The 17,463-nt window shown below is 54.1% G+C and carries 19 protein-coding genes; 16 read left to right on the plus strand and 3 right to left on the minus strand.

Features of this window, described 5'->3' with window-relative positions; genetic code table 11:
- The 9 genes from ccoO (at position 1) to DK507_RS01280 (ending at position 7,280) form a co-directional block, all read left to right on the plus strand.
- Positions 1-735: a cytochrome-c oxidase, cbb3-type subunit II gene (ccoO, locus tag DK507_RS01240; RefSeq protein ID WP_109354224.1), complete on the plus strand. Its 735-nt coding sequence runs from the start codon at positions 1-3 to the stop codon at positions 733-735.
- Positions 732-893, plus strand: a complete 162-nt coding sequence (locus DK507_RS01245; protein WP_109354225.1) for a cbb3-type cytochrome c oxidase subunit 3 — start codon at positions 732-734, stop codon at positions 891-893. The genes ccoO and DK507_RS01245 overlap by 4 nt, the downstream gene beginning before the upstream one ends.
- Positions 886-1,839, plus strand: coding sequence for a cytochrome-c oxidase, cbb3-type subunit III (gene ccoP / locus DK507_RS01250; protein ID WP_109354228.1), 954 nt, complete (start codon positions 886-888; stop codon positions 1,837-1,839). Before DK507_RS01245 ends, ccoP begins: the two co-directional genes overlap by 8 nt.
- Positions 1,826-3,283 (plus strand): cytochrome c oxidase accessory protein CcoG, encoded by a 1,458-nt coding sequence (ccoG, locus tag DK507_RS01255; RefSeq protein WP_109354229.1) that lies wholly within the window; start codon positions 1,826-1,828, stop codon positions 3,281-3,283. The genes ccoP and ccoG overlap by 14 nt, the downstream gene beginning before the upstream one ends.
- The gene (locus tag DK507_RS01260) at positions 3,280-3,756 is read left to right on the plus strand and encodes a FixH family protein (protein ID WP_109354230.1); all 477 of its coding nucleotides are present in this window, start codon (positions 3,280-3,282) and stop codon (positions 3,754-3,756) included. Before ccoG ends, DK507_RS01260 begins: the two co-directional genes overlap by 4 nt.
- Positions 3,753-5,885 (plus strand): heavy metal translocating P-type ATPase, encoded by a 2,133-nt coding sequence (locus DK507_RS01265; protein ID WP_109354231.1) that lies wholly within the window; start codon positions 3,753-3,755, stop codon positions 5,883-5,885. Before DK507_RS01260 ends, DK507_RS01265 begins: the two co-directional genes overlap by 4 nt.
- Positions 5,882-6,079 carry a cbb3-type cytochrome oxidase assembly protein CcoS gene (gene ccoS / locus DK507_RS01270; protein WP_109354233.1) on the plus strand — a complete coding sequence of 66 codons (198 nt, stop codon included), beginning with the start codon at positions 5,882-5,884 and terminating at the stop codon, positions 6,077-6,079. Before DK507_RS01265 ends, ccoS begins: the two co-directional genes overlap by 4 nt.
- The gene (locus DK507_RS01275) at positions 6,066-6,314 is read left to right on the plus strand and encodes a hypothetical protein (protein WP_109354235.1); all 249 of its coding nucleotides are present in this window, start codon (positions 6,066-6,068) and stop codon (positions 6,312-6,314) included. The genes ccoS and DK507_RS01275 overlap by 14 nt, the downstream gene beginning before the upstream one ends.
- A gap of 102 nt (positions 6,315-6,416) precedes the next feature.
- Positions 6,417-7,280 carry a sterol desaturase family protein gene (locus DK507_RS01280; RefSeq protein WP_109354236.1) on the plus strand — a complete coding sequence of 288 codons (864 nt, stop codon included), beginning with the start codon at positions 6,417-6,419 and terminating at the stop codon, positions 7,278-7,280.
- A gap of 8 nt (positions 7,281-7,288) precedes the next feature.
- Here the strand turns inward: DK507_RS01280 and rpoZ are convergent, their stop codons facing one another.
- The gene (gene rpoZ / locus DK507_RS01285) at positions 7,289-7,636 is read right to left on the minus strand and encodes a DNA-directed RNA polymerase subunit omega (RefSeq protein WP_109354237.1); all 348 of its coding nucleotides are present in this window, start codon (positions 7,634-7,636) and stop codon (positions 7,289-7,291) included.
- A gap of 146 nt (positions 7,637-7,782) precedes the next feature.
- Here rpoZ and DK507_RS01290 point away from each other — a divergent pair, with 146 nt between their 5' ends.
- Together DK507_RS01290 and bla are read left to right on the plus strand one after the other, a co-directional pair.
- Complete coding sequence (locus DK507_RS01290) at positions 7,783-9,009, plus strand: phosphatidylserine/phosphatidylglycerophosphate/cardiolipin synthase family protein (protein ID WP_109354238.1); 1,227 nt, start codon at positions 7,783-7,785, stop codon at positions 9,007-9,009.
- Between the two features lie 156 nt (positions 9,010-9,165).
- Entirely contained in the window at positions 9,166-10,263 is a 1,098-nt protein-coding gene (gene bla, locus DK507_RS01295; RefSeq protein ID WP_109354239.1) for a class A beta-lactamase, read from the plus strand.
- A 16-nt stretch (positions 10,264-10,279) separates the two neighbouring features.
- Here the strand turns inward: bla and DK507_RS01300 are convergent, their stop codons facing one another.
- Entirely contained in the window at positions 10,280-10,471 is a 192-nt protein-coding gene (locus DK507_RS01300; protein WP_254054217.1) for a hypothetical protein, read from the minus strand.
- Positions 10,472-10,589: 118 nt separating this feature from the next.
- A complete protein-coding gene (locus tag DK507_RS01305) occupies positions 10,590-10,949 on the minus strand; it encodes a hypothetical protein (protein ID WP_109354241.1) in 360 nt (119 codons plus the stop codon).
- Positions 10,950-11,181: 232 nt separating this feature from the next.
- On the opposite strand from DK507_RS01305, the gene DK507_RS01310 reads away from it, so the two are divergent.
- From DK507_RS01310 to metH, 5 genes are read left to right on the plus strand one after another with little or no spacing between them, the layout of a single operon-like run.
- Positions 11,182-12,198: a metalloregulator ArsR/SmtB family transcription factor gene (locus DK507_RS01310; protein ID WP_109354242.1), complete on the plus strand. Its 1,017-nt coding sequence runs from the start codon at positions 11,182-11,184 to the stop codon at positions 12,196-12,198.
- Positions 12,195-13,151: a methylenetetrahydrofolate reductase gene (metF, locus tag DK507_RS01315; protein WP_109354244.1), complete on the plus strand. Its 957-nt coding sequence runs from the start codon at positions 12,195-12,197 to the stop codon at positions 13,149-13,151. The genes DK507_RS01310 and metF overlap by 4 nt, the downstream gene beginning before the upstream one ends.
- Complete coding sequence (locus DK507_RS01320) at positions 13,148-14,197, plus strand: homocysteine S-methyltransferase family protein (RefSeq protein WP_109354247.1); 1,050 nt, start codon at positions 13,148-13,150, stop codon at positions 14,195-14,197. The genes metF and DK507_RS01320 overlap by 4 nt, the downstream gene beginning before the upstream one ends.
- The gene (locus DK507_RS01325) at positions 14,197-14,721 is read left to right on the plus strand and encodes a hypothetical protein (protein WP_109354249.1); all 525 of its coding nucleotides are present in this window, start codon (positions 14,197-14,199) and stop codon (positions 14,719-14,721) included. Before DK507_RS01320 ends, DK507_RS01325 begins: the two co-directional genes overlap by 1 nt.
- Positions 14,718-17,348, plus strand: coding sequence for a methionine synthase (gene metH / locus DK507_RS01330; RefSeq protein WP_109354250.1), 2,631 nt, complete (start codon positions 14,718-14,720; stop codon positions 17,346-17,348). Before DK507_RS01325 ends, metH begins: the two co-directional genes overlap by 4 nt.
- Positions 17,349-17,463 lie beyond the last annotated feature (115 nt).

Consider the following 17,463-nt stretch of genomic DNA (forward strand, 5'->3'; position numbering starts at 1 on the left):
ATGTCCGGTTTTGCTAAACATCACAAGAAACTCGAACGCAACGTCACCCTGCTGGGTCTGGCCGCCTTTGTCACTGTAGCGATTGGCGGGATCGTCGAGATCGCACCGCTCTTCTGGATCGATAACACGATTGAGAAAGTCGAAGGCGTACGGCCCTATACCCCGCTCGAACTGGCAGGGCGCAACATCTACATACGAGAAGGCTGCTACAGTTGTCACAGCCAGATGGTAAGACCTTTCCGCGATGAGGTGGAGCGCTATGGTCACTACAGTCTGGCGGCGGAAAGCATGTATGACCATCCTTTCCAGTGGGGTTCCAAACGAACCGGCCCCGATCTGGCCAGGGTTGGTGGACGATATTCGGATGAATGGCATGTCCAGCATCTGATTGATCCCCGCTCGGTGGTGCCGGAATCGATCATGCCGCCTTACGCGTTTCTGGCTGAGAAAGATCTGAAAGCTGGTGATATGGTCAAGCATCTGACGGCTCAGCGTCGTGTCGGCGTTCCCTATACTGACGAAGCGATTGCGGCGGCCAACGATGATTTGATGGCGCAGGCCGATCCAACAGCATCAACTACCGATTTGGAGAAACGCTACCCTAAAGCGCAAGTTCGCGATTTTGACGGCGACCCTGACCGGTTGACAGAGATGGATGCGCTCGTGGCCTATTTGCAGATGATCGGCACGCTTGTCGATTTTGAAGCAGGCGAGGCACAGGAGCAACCGCGATGAGTTATGAGGCACTCAGGCATTTTGCGGATAGTTGGGGGTTGCTGTTTCTGGGCATTATTTTCCTGACCATGATCGGCTGGACCTTCCGGCCTGGATCGGGACGAAAACACGAAGAAGCGGCGCATATGATCTTTGAAGAGGATCACGAAGATGGTTGATAAACAGAGAATTGACGAAGCAACGGGCACCCAGACGGTTGGCCATGAATGGGATGGTATTGAGGAACTCGATACCCCCATGCCGCGCTGGTGGCTGTGGACTCTATATGCGACAATTATCTGGGGTCTCGTCTATGTTGTGCTTTATCCGGCATGGCCAATGGTCAACAGCGCAACCGAAGGCGTACTCGGCTGGTCCAGTCGCGGCGACTATCAAAAGGCATTGGCAGCTCGTGAAGCCGAGTTGGAACCGATCCGGCAAGCTCTGGTAAAAACAGACATCCATGACTTGCCCAACAATCCAGAACTGCTCAATGAAGCAGTACAGGGCGGCCGTTCCGCTTTTAAAGTCCACTGTGTGCAATGCCATGGCTCAGGCGCTGCGGGTTCCAAGGGCTATCCCAATCTGAATGACGACGAATGGCTTTGGGGCGGGGATATGGAAGCGATTGAATATACGCTGGTCCACGGCATCCGTAATCCCGACCATGATGAAACGCGTTTTTCCCAGATGCCCGCTTTTGGCCGGGACGGGATATTGCAATCGAATGAAATTCAGGATCTGGTTTCCTATGTCCGGGTGCTCAGTGATCGCGAACAACAAAGCGCATCGTCAAACCGGGGTGCGGCACTGTTTGAGATCAATTGCACGGTATGTCATGGCAATGATGCCAAAGGCGACCGAACGCAGGGCGCACCCAACCTGACCGACGCCATCAATCTTTATGGTCTGGATCGTGCCTCGCTGACTGACACGATCACTAATAGTCGTTATGGTGTAATGCCACGCTGGGGCCATCGGTTGGATGCAGCGACTATCAGGATGCTGACGGCCTACGTACATTCACTGGGTGGCGGCGAAGCTGCGCCGGTATCAGAGGATACTGCGACTGAGCAAGCGGCAATAGCCACTGAGGCGGAGACTCCGGTAGATGAGCAATCCTAACGAAATTCTTGATCCGCAACTGCAGCTTTATGAAAAGCGCAAGGGCGTTTATCCCAAGGCAGTAGATGGTACGTTCCGACGGCTGAAATGGGCGATCATGGCGGTGACGTTGGCGATCTACTACATCACCCCTTGGATTCGTTGGGATCGCGGTCCTTACGCGCCGGATCAGGCGGTATTGGTCGATTTGGCGAACCGCCGCTTTTTCATGTTCGGGATCGAAATCTGGCCGCATGAATTTTACTATGTGGCTGGCATGCTGGTCATGGCGGGCATTGGCCTGTTTCTGGTCACTTCTGCAGTGGGCCGGGCGTGGTGTGGCTATTCATGCCCGCAGACGGTCTGGACAGATCTGTTCCAGCATATCGAGCGTGCGATTGACGGCGACCGCAATGCTCAATTTCGTTTGCAGGACGCCCCCTGGGGACCAAAGAAAATATTCAAACGGTTGAGCAAGTGGACAATATGGTTGCTGGTTGCATTGGCCACTGGCGGTGCGTGGATATTCTATTTTGCCGACGCCCCGACCCTGGCAGGGGACTTCTTTTCGGGCGAAGCGGCCTTTGTCGCTTATGCCACCGTCGGCGTTTTGACAGCGACGACATTTATTTTTGGCGGTTTCATGCGTGAACAAGTGTGCGTCTACATGTGTCCCTGGCCGCGGATTCAAGCCGCAATGATGGACGAAAAGTCACTGACGGTGACTTACAAGGACTGGCGCGGCGAGCCTCGTGGCAGTGTCAAAAAAGCCGAAGCACAGCCCGGCAGCTTTGGTGACTGTATCGACTGCAATCAATGCGTTGCAGTCTGCCCGACTGGAATTGATATACGCGAAGGACCGCAAATTGGCTGCATAACGTGTGCTCTGTGCATTGATGCCTGTGACAAGGTAATGGATCAAGTGGGTCGTCCACGCGGATTGATTGACTATGTCACAGAAGAAGATGCCGAGTTGGAAAAGGCCGGCCAATCCCATACCCCGGTCCTGAAAACACTCTTTCGTCCGCGTACTCTCCTCTATTTCTCTGTCTGGGGTGCAATTGGTCTCGCAATGCTCTTTGCCGTCGGCAACCGCACGCGTATTGATATCAGTGCCAATCATGATCGCAATCCGCTCTATGTACAGCTCGCTGACGGCGCTGTCCGCAACGCCTATACCGCCAATTTGCGAAATATGGAGAACCGGCCACGCACGATGGAAATTTCCATGTCAGGCCTCGGACAGGCTGTGCTATGGTCAGGTGAAGGATCGCGGGAGACAGCTGGCCAGACCGTAACGGTCGAGGTCCCGGCTGACAGCGTCGGCAGGGTTAGGCTATTTGTTGCGGCACCTGGTGTCGGGCCTGAACGGGAAGAATTTGTACTGACCGTCGAGGCCGCAGATGACCGGACAGCGCAGGATAGCCACAACGTCTTTTTTGAACGCCCGGAGAGTGCTGAATGACCCCCGAACCCATCAAACCTAAGAATTTTACTGGCTATCATGCCACGGCCATGATCGTTGCCTTTTTCGTAGTGGTTGTCGCGGTGAACATGGTCATGGCGCGCTTCGCTGTCTCGACTTTTAGCGGCACTTTGGTCGACAACACTTATGTTGCCAGCCAGAAGTACAACACCTGGCTAGAGGAAGCCCGCAAACAACAGGCTCATGGTTGGACTAGCTCGAAGGTCATCCGTCTTCAGGAAAAAGTAGCCATGACTGTCCTGAAGGCCGACAATACACAGCTAGAGGATGCACAGATCATAGCGGTTGCGGAACATCCGGTTGGGCGAACCGACCCGATCACCCTGCATTTTAAGCAAGACCAGACCGGAACATATATCAGCCGTGGCGTCTTGCCGGAAGGACGCTGGAAATTGCGGATCACAATCCTGCATCGCGGCAATAAAATGGCGCTGGCACAGGAAATATTTTGAACGCCGTCACCGATCTTGATGCCGCAAAGGCCGATAGCGTGGACAATATTGTCTCGCGTTTTGCCGTGCCCGCCATCCGCTGTGCCGGGTGCATCTCGAAGATCGAAAACGGCTTGGCCGGCGAGGATGACATATTGTCGGCCCGGGTCAATTTTTCGACCAAACAGGTTGCGGTCTCCCATCTGCCCGGCCTTCGCGAAGATGCTATCAAGCAAAAAATTGAGCGGCTGGGCTTTGATGCGCAGATATTGGCGGACAATCCTCTCGCAGAAGAAAAAGGCGGCACGGACAAGCTGATCCGCGCACTCGCCGTGGCCGGGTTTGGCATGATGAACATCATGTTATTGTCGGTCAGTGTCTGGTCTGGTGCGATGGGAACCACCCGAGATATGTTCCACTGGATATCGGCGTTGATCGCAATACCAGTGATCCTCTATTCCGGACGGCCCTTTTTCAGTTCCGCCTTCATGGCACTGCGTTACGGTCGCACCAATATGGATGTACCGATAACGATTGGTATCATCCTCGCCACTGGCCTCAGCCTTTTCGAAACCATGACCAGCGGCGCGCATGCCTATTTTGAAAGTGTGGTAATGTTGATCTTTTTCCTGCTCGCTGGACGGGTGCTCGACGGCATGATGCGAGACCGCGCGCGTGAGGGCATATCGGCACTGCTGAAACAGACCGCACCGGGCGCGATGGTGTTAAACGGCGATGGCACGACCCGCTGGATCACGTCCAAGGAGCTGCGCCCGGATATGCGTATGGTGGTCGCGGCGGGCGATAATCTTGCTGCCGACGGCGTGATTGAACAAGGCAGTAGTAATTTTGACTTTGCCCTGATGACCGGTGAGAGCGAGCCGCAACATAAGGTATCAGGTGATCTGGTGCTTGCCGGAACGCTGAACCTGACCGCGCCGGTGACTGTGCGGATTACAGCGGCGGGCGAGGATACCAGCCTGTCCGACATTGCGCGGTTAATGGATGAAGCCGGACAACAGCGCTCCTTTTATGTACGGGTCGCGGACAAGGCGGCGCGCTATTATGCGCCGGCCGTGCACAGCCTGGCGTTACTGGCTTTTATATTCTGGATGTTTGCCGGGGTCGGCTGGCACCAGTCTTTGCTGATTTCCGTGGCGGTGCTGATCATCACCTGCCCCTGCGCCTTGGGACTGGCAGTTCCCGCGGCGCAAGTGGTCGCATCCGGTGCGCTGTTGCGCAAGGGGGTTATGATCAAGGATGGTAGCGCCCTGGAACGACTGGCTGAGGCTGACCGTGTGCTGTTTGACAAGACCGGAACGCTGACCCTCGGCCGCCCAGTGCCGCTGAATCTCGATCATCTCTCTCCCCCCCAGAAACAGGTTGCGCTGGCGCTCGCTCAGGCCAGCAATCACCCTGTCAGCAAGGGGATCCGCAATGCGCTGCGGGCTGGAGACATCACCCCTGCCAATCTGGATGCGGTTGAAGAAGTGCCGGGCGAGGGTATGTCGGCGTCTTGGAGCGGCGCCCACGTTGCGCTTGGGAAACCGGTTAAGGTAGAAGATCATCTTTCCTGCCAATTGACGATTGGCGACGAGCATTTTGCCATAGAATTGCAGGATGATGTTCGTCCCGATGCTGTCAGCACGATTGACCGGCTGAACCAGCTTGGTCTGCCCGGGACCATTATATCCGGCGATAATGCTGCCTCGGTTGCGAAAATTTCTCGCGCCGTCGGCCTGACGGCTCAGGCAAGCGCCAGTCCCCAGGACAAGTTGCATTTGATTTCGAAGCTCAGTGCCAGCGGTTACAAGGTGTTGATGGTTGGCGATGGCCTGAACGACGGTCCGGCCCTTGCCGCTGCCCATGTCTCGATTGCGCCGGGTTCCGCCAGCGATGTCGGGCAACAAGCGGCGGACGCCGTTTTTACAAGCGATTCCTTTTTCCCGGTGGCGCTGGCGGTACAAACTGCTCAGCGCACGATGCAGATTGTCCGACAGAATTTTGTTCTTGCCATTGGCTATAACATATTGGCGGTTCCGCTAGCCTTGACCGGCATGGTCACACCTTTGATCGCGGCTATTGCCATGTCACTTTCATCGCTGATCGTAGTTGGTAATGCATTGCGATTGAACGGAGCTGCAAAATGAGTGGCTTGGCCATCCTGATCCCCGTTGCTCTGTTGATGGGTCTTTCGGGCCTCGCCTTTTTCTTCTGGGCCATGCGCAACGGCCAGTTTGAGGACCTTGATGGAGCAGCACAGCGCGTGTTGATTGATGATGAAGCGCAAGCGGCCGCCGCACAGGATGATGACAAGATGGATGAGAAACATGACAAAGCATAAACAGCATAGCGCAACCGCGCTTTCAGGGGTCGCGATAGCGATGCTGGCTGTTGCCCCGCTGGCGCCGGCCAGCGGCATGATGAGCCTGTCAATATGCGGCGCAGATGGGGTTACCAGAACTGTCTCCGTCCCAATGGACCCGGAAGGGCAGGACGGTGATGATTGTGCGCAGGCTTGTCACGGCTTTTGTTCGCGCAAGCAGTCTCCGGAAGACAGTGACGAGACGGGCGATTGACCTGAACAATTTTGGCAATGGATCGGACATCAGCCGGATATGATGTTTGGATGTTTACAGGCACCGCCTTGCGCTCTTTTGTGTTAACTGCAACAAAAGCATATGCTCTTTGTCGAACAACATGAAGCGGTCATCAGGTTAACCGCCTTTGCCGGCATATTCCTGATCATGGCCCTGCTTGAAATTGCAATGCCGCGCAAAACGCGCGTCGCGGCAAAAGGCATGCGCTGGTTCACCAACATATCGCTGGTCGTTATCAATACGTTTGCCCTGCGTCTCATCATGCCGATATTGGCGGTCGGGATGGCTCACTATGCCGACGCGCGCGGTTGGGGACTACTCGCCATAGCCGATCTACCTGTCTGGATTGAGATTATCATCGCCTTCCTGCTGCTCGACATGCTCATCTATGCCCAGCATGTCGCATTCCACAAAGTCCCGATCTTTTGGCGCGTTCACAAAGTTCATCATGCTGACCGCGACCTTGATGTAACCAGTGGCGCACGGTTTCATCCTGTAGAAGCCGTCTTGTCCATGGCCTATAAACTACTCTGTATTGCGTTGATCGGGCCAGCTGCTTTCGCCGTATTCCTGTTCGAGGTCGTGCTGAACGCCGCCTCCATGTTCAATCATGCCAATGTAAGATTGCCGCTTGGCTTTGACCGGTTGCTGCGACTGTTCATCGTGACCCCGGACATGCACCGCGTGCATCATTCGGTCATAGAGCGGGAGACCAACAGCAATTATGGTTTCTTCCTGACCATCTGGGACCGCATGTTCGGAACCTATATTGCGCAGCCGGAAAAGGGGCACGATGATATGACCATTGGCCTGTCCGAATATCAGGACAGCAAGCCAGACAAGCTCATCTGGAGCCTTCTGATACCGTTTTCGCGGAACAAGGATGCCAAAAAAACAGGCGGCAACTCCGTCGAAGAGCGCCGCCCGGTTTTTAAGTCAGACTAATATGGCTATCAGCGACGGCCATAGTCATTTGATACGCCAGCGCTCCGCGGTGGGGCAGCAGCAGTAAGGCGCAACGCCTCGGCTGACTGGCTGATCGAACCAATCTCATCCGGCGTGTCGTCATCATCAATCTGCACCTTTTGCAGCGACTGAACAAGGCTTTCTTCCAGATCCTTTGGCTTGATCGTTTCCTCTGCAATTTCACGCAGCGAAACAACCGGATTTTTATCACGGTCGCGATCGATCGTCAGTTCAGCACCGCCGGAAATCTCACGTGCACGCTGCGCTGCAAATAGGACCAAATCAAACCGATTGGTGACTTTATCAACGCAATCTTCAACGGTAACGCGAGCCATAAGGCGCTCCTGATTCTCTAAAATTCATGAAAAGAGCCACGCATCTAGGGTTTGTGCCCGCTTTTGTCAACAAATTGGATCGGCTGACCGGTGCGCTGCGGGGTTAAGCAATTGTCGGTTCAGGGCGAATAATCTATGCGCAAATCATGGATACCCCTGCAACCCATCCAGTCTCGGACAATAGTGCTGCGCGTATTTTTGATGATAGTGAATGGTTTGACGTCGGCGGCAACAGGTTAAAGCCGGTTTATCTTCCAGAAGATCGTTTGCAGGCGGTGATCAGACTTATCAAAAAGGCAAGCCAAAAGCTGAAGCTATTTTTCTATATGTTCGAGGGCGATGATGTCGGCAAGATCATTCTCAATGGCCTTGTCGATGCCTGCAATCGCGGTGTCAAAGTGGAGTTGATGGTCGACAGTTTTGGTTCCAACGGCGCGCCCAGGGGGTTTTTCGATCCGTTTGAGCAAGCAGGTGGAAATTTTGCGATTTTCAGTCCGCGATTTTCGACCAGCTACTTTGTTCGCAATCATCAGAAAATACTGATCGCTGATGACCGCCTCGCGCTGGTTGGCGGCTTCAACATTGCCAATCAATATTTCGATCAGCATCCAGCCGACGAAGATAAAGAGCATGACGACACAAGCTGGGTTGATCTTGGCATCATCATTGATGGTCCGGAAGTCGTCAAGCTGGCGGACTATTACAACCTGCTGTCAGATTGGGTGCATAACAATAACGGCAATATCCGGTTGCTGCAAAAAATGGTTCGCCAGTGGGATGCGGGTGATGGCAATTTTCGCTGGCTGCTCGGCGGCCCAAGCAATCGTCTCAGCCGCTGGGCGCGGGCGATAAAGAAGGATCTCGAGCGCGGCCAGCGACTTGATCTGATCAGCGCATATTTTTCGCCTGGCCAAGGGTTGCTGCGACGGATTGCCCGCCTTTCCAAGCGCGGCGGCGAGGATCGTCTCATTCTACCCGGAAAAACCGACAATGCTGCGACAATCGGGGCGAGCCGCCTGCTCTATGGCTACTTGCTGAAAAGAGGCGTACGGATTTTCGAATATCAGCCCAAAAGGCTTCATGTGAAGTTGGTGATCATCGATAATGCAGTCTATATCGGTTCTGCCAATTTTGACCTTCGCAGCCTCTTCATCAATGTCGAACTGATGGTTCGGATCGAGGATCAGGCCTTTGCCAACCACATGCGCTTACTGGTTGATCAGATGTGTACCGACGCCTTGCCGATTTCCACCAAATTGCACAAAGCCCGCAAGGGGATACTCAATCGGTTGCGCTGGACCTTGTCGTACTTTGTAGTGAACATATTGGATTACACTGTAACCCGGCGTTTGAATTTCGGGGTCAAGAAGTAATATCTGCAGTTGGTCGCACGTCCAGAATCGTTCATCGCAAAGGTCGGTTTTGCCTCTGTTCAGGGAATAATGCTTACGTAGTAACTATAGTTTGCATTCGATAGCAGCATCCTGTGTTTGATTGCTGTCATTCGAAACAGGGAATGATTTATTTGTATGATTTATTTTCGCACGCTGATCGTAGTAATTTGTGTCAGTATCCTGACAGCATGCGTCGCCCCATCTCAGGGCCGACCGGTAACACCCAATCAACGCGCGGAAAATCCTTCCCCGCGTTATAATCCTCCGCCACCCCAGCGGAAAAAAACGACGCCCTCACGTAACCGGCCCAGTCCAGCACTGGAACGGCAAATAGCTGAATTATGGCGCACTTTTCCCGGTAAAACGGGGATTGCAATTAAAAGCATTGATGGCGGTTGGAGCATCGGCCACCGGGCAGATCAGAATTTCCCTCAGCAAAGCGTTTCGAAACTTTGGGTCGCGATGACCCTACTCGACAAAGTTGATCAGGGCCGAATCTCGTTGTCCGATTCTATCCGTATCGGTCCGGACGACCTGACATTATTCTACCAGCCACTTGCTGCCGAGGTGAAGCGCGAGGGCGCTGTTGTCAAAAGCGTTTACACTCTGTTGGAAAGGGCTTTGGCCTATAGTGACAATACTGCAAATGATGCATTGCTGCGCCATGCCGGTGGTCCAGAGGCTGTGAACGATTTCATTCGCCGTAGCCGGCTTGGTAAGATCAAATTCGGTCCCGGCGAACGATTAATGCAAAGCCAAATCGCTGGCCTCAAATGGGATCAAAGTCTGTCTCAAGGCCGTAAATTTTATACGGCTCGGGCAAATCTGCCGATAGAAACACGCAGACGAGCTCTGGCAGACTATCTTGCCGATCCTATTGATGGCGCCAGCCCGGATGCGATCGTTAATGCCTTGGATCAGCTCGCACGTGGAAAATTACTGTCAGCAAACTCAACACAATTGCTGCAATCCATATTGAAACGCACACGCAGTGGCCCAAAACGCCTGAAGGCCGGTGTTCCATCCGATTGGGAATTTCTCCACAAAACTGGTACCGGTCAAGTTTTGGGTGGTACTTCAACAGGTTACAACGACGTAGGCATTATGACCGCGCCCGATGGCAGCCGCTATGCAGTCGCCGTGATGTTGGGCGACACCACTGCTCCTATTCCTGAACGTATGCGGATGATGCAAGCTGTGACCCGGGCCGTTGCCAGCTATCACAGGCGATAGAAGGCAAATTCCAGTATTATTGGGCTGTTTCGGCAGCTCCTGATTCGTCTTCAGAGGACATATTTCGTTCATCGAGCATTTCAGCAGCGGCATCCAATGCTTCTGCTTCCCCCACCGTTACTCCGCCAGGACCCGGATCATTCTGGGCGGGTCCGCATGACGCCAAAAGCAGGAAACCTAAAAATCCGCAATATCGAGTCTTCATCATACGGTTCCTTTTTTCTCTATGAGGTATCTGCAAACCGGGCAACCAAGATATCGCCGTTTTAGCCCAAAAAAAGGGCCGCCCAAAAGGCAGCCCTTTTTCAATTCATGCCAAAAGCGGCTTATTCGACTGCTTTTTTCGCAGCGTCAGCACCTTTGTCGATCATCTTGCCTGCAGCATCTTTAGCAGCGTCGGCAGCCTTATCGGCAACGCCAGCAGCTTCGTCAGCGGCGTCCGTAGCTTCTTCAGCAGCACCTTCAGCGGCATCGCCAGCTTCTTCGGTCGCTTCAGCAGCAGCTTCGCCCATGGCGTCTGCAGAACCTTCAGCAGCATCCATTGCGTCATCAGCAGCTTCTTCAGCAGTTGCTTCTGTGCCTTCTACGGCTTCTTCAGCACCAGCTTCTGCATTGTCAGCAGCGCCGGAACATGCAGCCAGGCTAAACGCAGCAGCAAGTGCGATTGATGTTGTAACTTTTTTCATTGGGTAAACCCTTTACTTTTTCCTCAAAAAACCACGCAAGCAGATGAAATACTCCCTTGATCTGCTTACGAAGCGCCTCATTAACGGGTTGAAAAAGGGATAGCAATAATGAACATCCTTAGCCTCTCTTCTCGCAGGTTTTTTTTCCCGGCAAATCAGGAAATTGTGAATCAAGGCCTGAGAAATCTATTAGATTGACTACATATAAAGAATTCTTTATATGACATCCCCAATGAATGAGATTCTGACCATATTTAGAGCATTGGCTGACCCTACGCGGATTCGAATCATGCTGTTATTGCTCAAGATGGAGCTTGCAGTTGGGGAGCTCGCGCAAATCCTGGAGCAAAGCCAGCCTCGCATTTCTCGCCATATCCGGATTTTGGATGAAGCAGGCCTGGCAGAACGCCGAAAGGAAGGAAGCTGGGTTTTTCTTCGGCCTGGACAGGCCCCCGAGCTCGACGTCCTGCGCCGCCTTTTTCGCGCGAAAAATGTCGTAACGTCAGAACAGGCCCTTAGTGATCAAGCGCAACTATCCCTCGTCCGCAAAGCGCGAGCTGAAATGGCGGAACGCTATTTTGAGGCTCATGCTGAGGAATGGGATGCCATCCGATCACTGCACTTGCCAGAAGATGATGTGGAGCAGGCCATGCTCGCCTTGCTCAAAGACATTAATCTGGGACATATGCTCGACATCGGTACAGGTACAGGAAGGATGGTTGAGCTTTTCGGACCAAATTCCGAAAAAGTCACAGCTCTCGACAAAAGCCCTGAAATGTTGCGGCTGGCGCGGGCGAAGATACTGGGTGATAAAGCCGATCAGGCGGAACTGACCAGCAAAACTGAACTGAAAATTGGCGATTTTAACAACCTGCCGATTGAAGACAATCAGGTGGACAGCGTCCTATTGCATCAAGTTCTACATTATGCACAGCATCCAGAAGCCGCTCTGGCAGAAGTATCGAGAGTGCTGCGCCATGGAGGAACAGTCATGATCGCGGATTTTGCACCGCATGACCGTGAAGAGCTGCGGTCCGCCCATGCACATGCACGGCTTGGTTTTTCCGACGACAGTATGAAACGCTGGTTCGCAGATTCTCAGATTGATATGGTGCAAAGCAGAACGCTTGATGGCGGCGAACTGACTGTCAAAATATGGGTGGGGCGCAAATCCGGCCTTTCACAAATTCATACCGGTACTCGCACTGCATCTTCCACAAATATAAAACAAAAAAGAGCGACCTTATGACGGAACATACCAGACCTTTGGGCTTGAACGAACTGGAGGAAGCGAAACGGGCACTGGACGTTCCACTATTTGCCGGATTGAGCGGTGATGCAGATGTTTCCTTTGAGTTTTTTCCACCGAAATCGGAGAAAATGGAACAGACATTGTGGGACAGTGTTGTGACCTTGGAACCACTCAATCCCCGGTTTGTATCAGTAACCTATGGGGCTGGCGGATCAACACGCGAACGAACCCATGCTACAGTAGCACGGATTGCCAAAGAAACACGCATTCCGGCGGCGGCACATCTGACCTGTGTCGGGGCCAGTAAGGCGGAAATTGCCGAAGTCGCGCAGTCTTATTGGGAAGCCGGTGTGCGCCATATAGTTGCCCTGCGCGGAGACCCGCCAGCCGAAGGCCAGGCCTTCGAACCGCATCCTGAAGGATATAATAGTGCCGCGGAATTGGTTGCAGGGCTTAAGGACATTGCGCCTTTTGAGATTTCGGTGGCGGCCTATCCGGAAACGCATCCGGAGGCCAATTGTCCGCAGAGCGATCTCGACAATCTCAAGCGCAAGCTGGATGCCGGTGCAAGCCGTGCAATTACGCAGTTTTTCTTTACCGCTGAGGCGTTTTTCCGGTTCCAGGATGCAGCGGGCGCGGCAGGCATTGATGCCGAATTGGTACCGGGTATATTACCCGTTTCGAACGTCGCCCAAACGCGGAAGTTTGCGGGTATGTGCGGTGCCGAAATTCCGGTGTGGATGAATGATTTGTTCGAAGGTCTGGATGACCATCCGTCCGCCCGCCAGCTGATCGCGGCAACGGTCGCGGCGGAACTGTGCCGCAAACTTTACGCCGGCGGCGTCCGGCAGTTCCATTTCTACACGCTCAACCGTGCGGAGCTGAGCTACGCGATCTGCCATCTACTCGGCAAACGCCCATCCGGCGCAGCGCAGGAGAAAGCGGCATGACAAATCCCGGTGATCAGCTTCGCACCTTAGCGGCGGAACGCATTCTGGTATTTGACGGCGGATACGGCACCGCAATCCAGAATCACGGCCTTGGCGAGCGTGACTATCGCGGCACACTGGAACTGACCGACGACCAGAAAGGCAATAATGACCTGCTCAGCCTGACCCGGCCGGATATTATCGAGAGCATTCATACCGCCTATCTGGAAGCGGGCGCGGATATTGTCGAAACCAACACGTTCAGCTCGACCGAGATCAGTCAGGCCGATTATGGCTGCGAACATCTGGTCAAGGATATCAACATCAAATCCGCCGAAATCGCACGCCGGGCCTGTGACAAGGCCGAGGCGAAAGACGGCAAAAAACGCTTTGTTGCCGGTTCCATCGGCCCGACCAACAAGACGCTGTCTCTGTCTCCTGACGTCAACGATCCCGGTTTTCGCGAGATTGATTTTGACTATCTGAAAGGCGTCTATCGCGAGCAATGCGATGCCCTCATAGAAGGCGGCGTCGATTTTCTGTTGATCGAGACAATCTTCGATACCCTCAACGCGAAATGCGCAGGCATGGCAGCGCAAGAAGCCGCCGAGGCTTGTGATCGCGATGTGCCGCTGATGATCTCGATGACGCTGACGGACCTGTCGGGCCGCAATCTCTCCGGTCATACGGTCGAGGCTTTCTGGCACGCGGTGCGCCACCTGAGACCGCTGACCATTGGTCTCAACTGTTCCTTTGGCGCGGATCAATTGCGCCCGCATCTCGCGATGTTGGCGAAGGAGGCCGATACGCTCATCATGGCCTATCCCAATGCCGGTCTGCCCAACGAGCTGGGCGAATATGATGAATTGCCGGATCAAACCGCCGCACTAATTGGCGAGTGGCTGGATGACGGTCTGGTCAATATCGTCGGTGGTTGCTGCGGTACAACGCCGGAACATATCGACGCCATTGCCAAGGTGGTCGAGAACGCCAAGCCCCGCGCTACGGTTTCGCCAGCGGTGCAAACACGTCTGTCTGGCTTGGAGCCATTCACCATGGCGGCGTGATGAAGCTTTCAGACCGCCACAGACGCGCAGTTAAATTGAGTATTCTAGTGATTCCCATTTTTTTGACCGTTGCAGGATCATTGCTCACCAGTATGGCCGAATGCGACCATAGAATGAGCACGATATATACTGAAAACAAATGTAGTGATACCGAAGCTCAGCTTAGCCTGTTGGGGGGACAGCTGGCGGGATGGGGTCAATTTTTGGCTATAACGACCTGGCCGGCGGCATTGATTATCGTTGGATTCCGGAAACTGAATGACCCCGACATGCGGCTATTGTTGATCGGTTATTTGTTGGTCATGGCTTCGCCAATAATACTGCCATTTGCTAGCTCTGCCATTGGATCAATTTCAGGGTGCAATCCCTACACCGCTAGTGCCAAATCTCCTTGTATTTTACTTGGAACGGATTTGACAGGACTACTATCCGGAGCCGTATTTTTCGGCTGGTACGCAATTTTCATCTGGCCTGTAGCAACGGTATTGGCCGGACTTTTTGCTTTTGGAATATATAACAAATGACCACACCCCCCTCTTCCGCGCAATTCGTCAATATCGGCGAACGCACCAATGTTACCGGGTCCGCGCGGTTCAAAAAGCTCATTCTCAATGACGACTATGAAGCCGCCGTGGAAGTCGCACGCCAGCAGGTTGAAAATGGCGCGCAGATTATCGACGTGAACATGGATGAAGGCCTGCTCGACGCGGAAAATGCGATGACGACCTTCCTCAAGCTGATCGCGGCAGAACCCGATATTGCCCGCGTACCGGTGATGATCGACAGCTCCAAATGGTCGGTCATCGAAGCGGGTCTGAAATGCGTATCAGGCAAGCCGATTGTCAATTCCATCTCAATGAAGGAAGGCGAAGCCGAATTCCTCGCCCATGCCCGCAAATGCATGGCCTACGGTGCTGCGGTCGTCGTCATGGCCTTTGATGAAACCGGGCAGGCGGATACGAAAGAGCGCAAGGTCGAGATTTGCGAGCGGGCCTATAAGCTGCTCACCGACATCGGATTTCCGCCAGAAGATATTATTTTCGATCCCAATGTGTTCGCGGTGGCGACCGGGATAGACGAGCATCGCCGCTACGGACTGGATTTCATCGAAGCGGTTGCCGAAATCAAGGCGCGCTGCCCGCATGTGCATTTTTCAGGCGGACTGTCCAACCTGTCTTTCAGCTTTCGCGGCAACGAACCGGTGCGCCGGGCGATGCACAGCGTCTTTCTCTATCACGCCATACCCGCCGGGCTCGATATGGCGATTGTCAATGCTGGCCAGCTGGATATTTATGATGATATCGATCCCGTCCTACGTGAGCATTGTGAAGATGTGATACTGGACCGCGAACCCAAAGAGGGCGGCGATGCCACCGACCGGCTGATTACACTGGCCGAGACATTCCGTGGTACAGACAAGGCAGCCGAAAAAGCCGCTGCCGAATGGCGTGGTTATGATGTCGTCAAACGGCTCGAACATGCGCTGGTCAAAGGCATTGATGCCCATATCATCGAAGACACCGAAGAGATGCGGGTTTCGGTCAAGGACGCCGGCGGGCGGCCGATCGAAGTCATCGAAGGCCCTTTGATGGACGGCATGAACGTCGTCGGTGACCTGTTCGGATCCGGAAAAATGTTCCTGCCGCAAGTGGTCAAGTCCGCACGCGTCATGAAGAAGGCCGTCGCCCATCTCTTCCCCTTTATCGAAGAGGAAAAAGAAGAAGGCGCCAAGGGCAAGGGCAAGATCATCATGGCGACCGTCAAGGGCGACGTGCATGATATCGGCAAGAATATCGTCGGCGTCGTGCTGCAGTGCAATGGCTTTGAAGTGATTGATCTCGGCGTGATGGTCCCGTGGACCGATATATTGAAAGCGGCCAATGAAAACGATGCGGACATGATTGGGCTGTCCGGCCTGATCACACCGTCGCTCGATGAAATGGTCACGGTTTCGGAAGAGATGGAACGCGCCAAGATGACCATGCCGCTGCTGATCGGTGGCGCGACGACGTCCAAGACTCACACGGCTTTAAGAATCGAACCCGCCTATTCCGGCCCGACTGTCTATGTGCTCGACGCCAGTCGCGCCGTGGGGGTCGCCTCGCAGCTGGTCAGCGAAACGCAGGCCGAAGATTTTATCGCCAGCACCCGCGAGGATTATGAACAAGTGCGTCAGGCACGTGCTGGCAAAACGGCCAAGAAACTGGCAACTCTGGACGAGGCCCGCGCCAATGGCGCTGCCATTGATATGGAGCAGAAAGCACCTGCCCCGAAAAAGCCGGGTCTGCATATCTATGAAGATTGGGATCTGGCGGAGCTGCGCGACTATATCGACTGGACTCCGTTTTTCCGCGCATGGGAGCTGGCCGGAACCTTCCCGGCGATCCTGACCGACGAAGTGGTCGGGGAAAGCGCCAGTGATCTTTACAAAGACGCACAGGCAATGCTGGACCGGATCATCGACGAAAAATGGCTGACCGCCAAAGGCGTCGCTGGCCTGTGGCGCGCACGGCGGGATGGCGATGATATCATGGTATCGCCGGAAAATGAGGAAATCGCCCTCCCCATGCTGCGCCAGCAGGTCAGCAAGCGATCAGGCAAATCAAATAACTGCCTCGCCGATTTTATCGATACATCCGATGACTGGATGGGCGGCTTTGCGGTGACCGCTGGGCACGGCATTGACGAGCATGTCGCGCGCTTCGAAGCGGACAAGGATGATTATAACAGCATCCTGTTGAAGGCGCTGGCCGACCGACTAGCCGAAGCCTTTGCCGAGCGTATGCACGAGCATGTGCGCAAGGATCTGTGGGGCTATGCAGCTGACGAGGATCTGGACAACAAGGCGCTGATTAAGGAACAATATCAGGGCATCCGCCCTGCCCCCGGCTACCCTGCCTGTCCGGACCACAGCCTGAAGCCGATATTGTTCGATATGCTGAGCGCGACCGAACATACAGGTATTGAGCTGACAACCAGTTTTGCGATGACGCCCACGGCCGCCGTCTCCGGATTCTATTTTGCACATCCGCAAGCCGACTATTTCGGCGTGGCGCGCATAAGTGAAGATCAGGTCGAGGATTATGCGCAGCGGCGCGGCGTCTCGGTTGATCGGGCGCGGCAATGGCTACGGCCCAATCTGAATGAATAAAGATCGGGTTGAGGCCATATTCGGGCCGTTAACTTATTGCCGCTGCGATGACGCACTCTGGGACAGCGTGATCCCTGATATTGTTTTGAAAAGTACTCCGCTTTATGGAAAAACT

Origin of the sequence: Sphingorhabdus sp. EL138 (assembly GCF_900258045.1) — a bacterium.
In the GTDB taxonomy this organism is placed as follows: Bacteria; Pseudomonadota; Alphaproteobacteria; order Sphingomonadales; family Sphingomonadaceae; genus Parasphingorhabdus.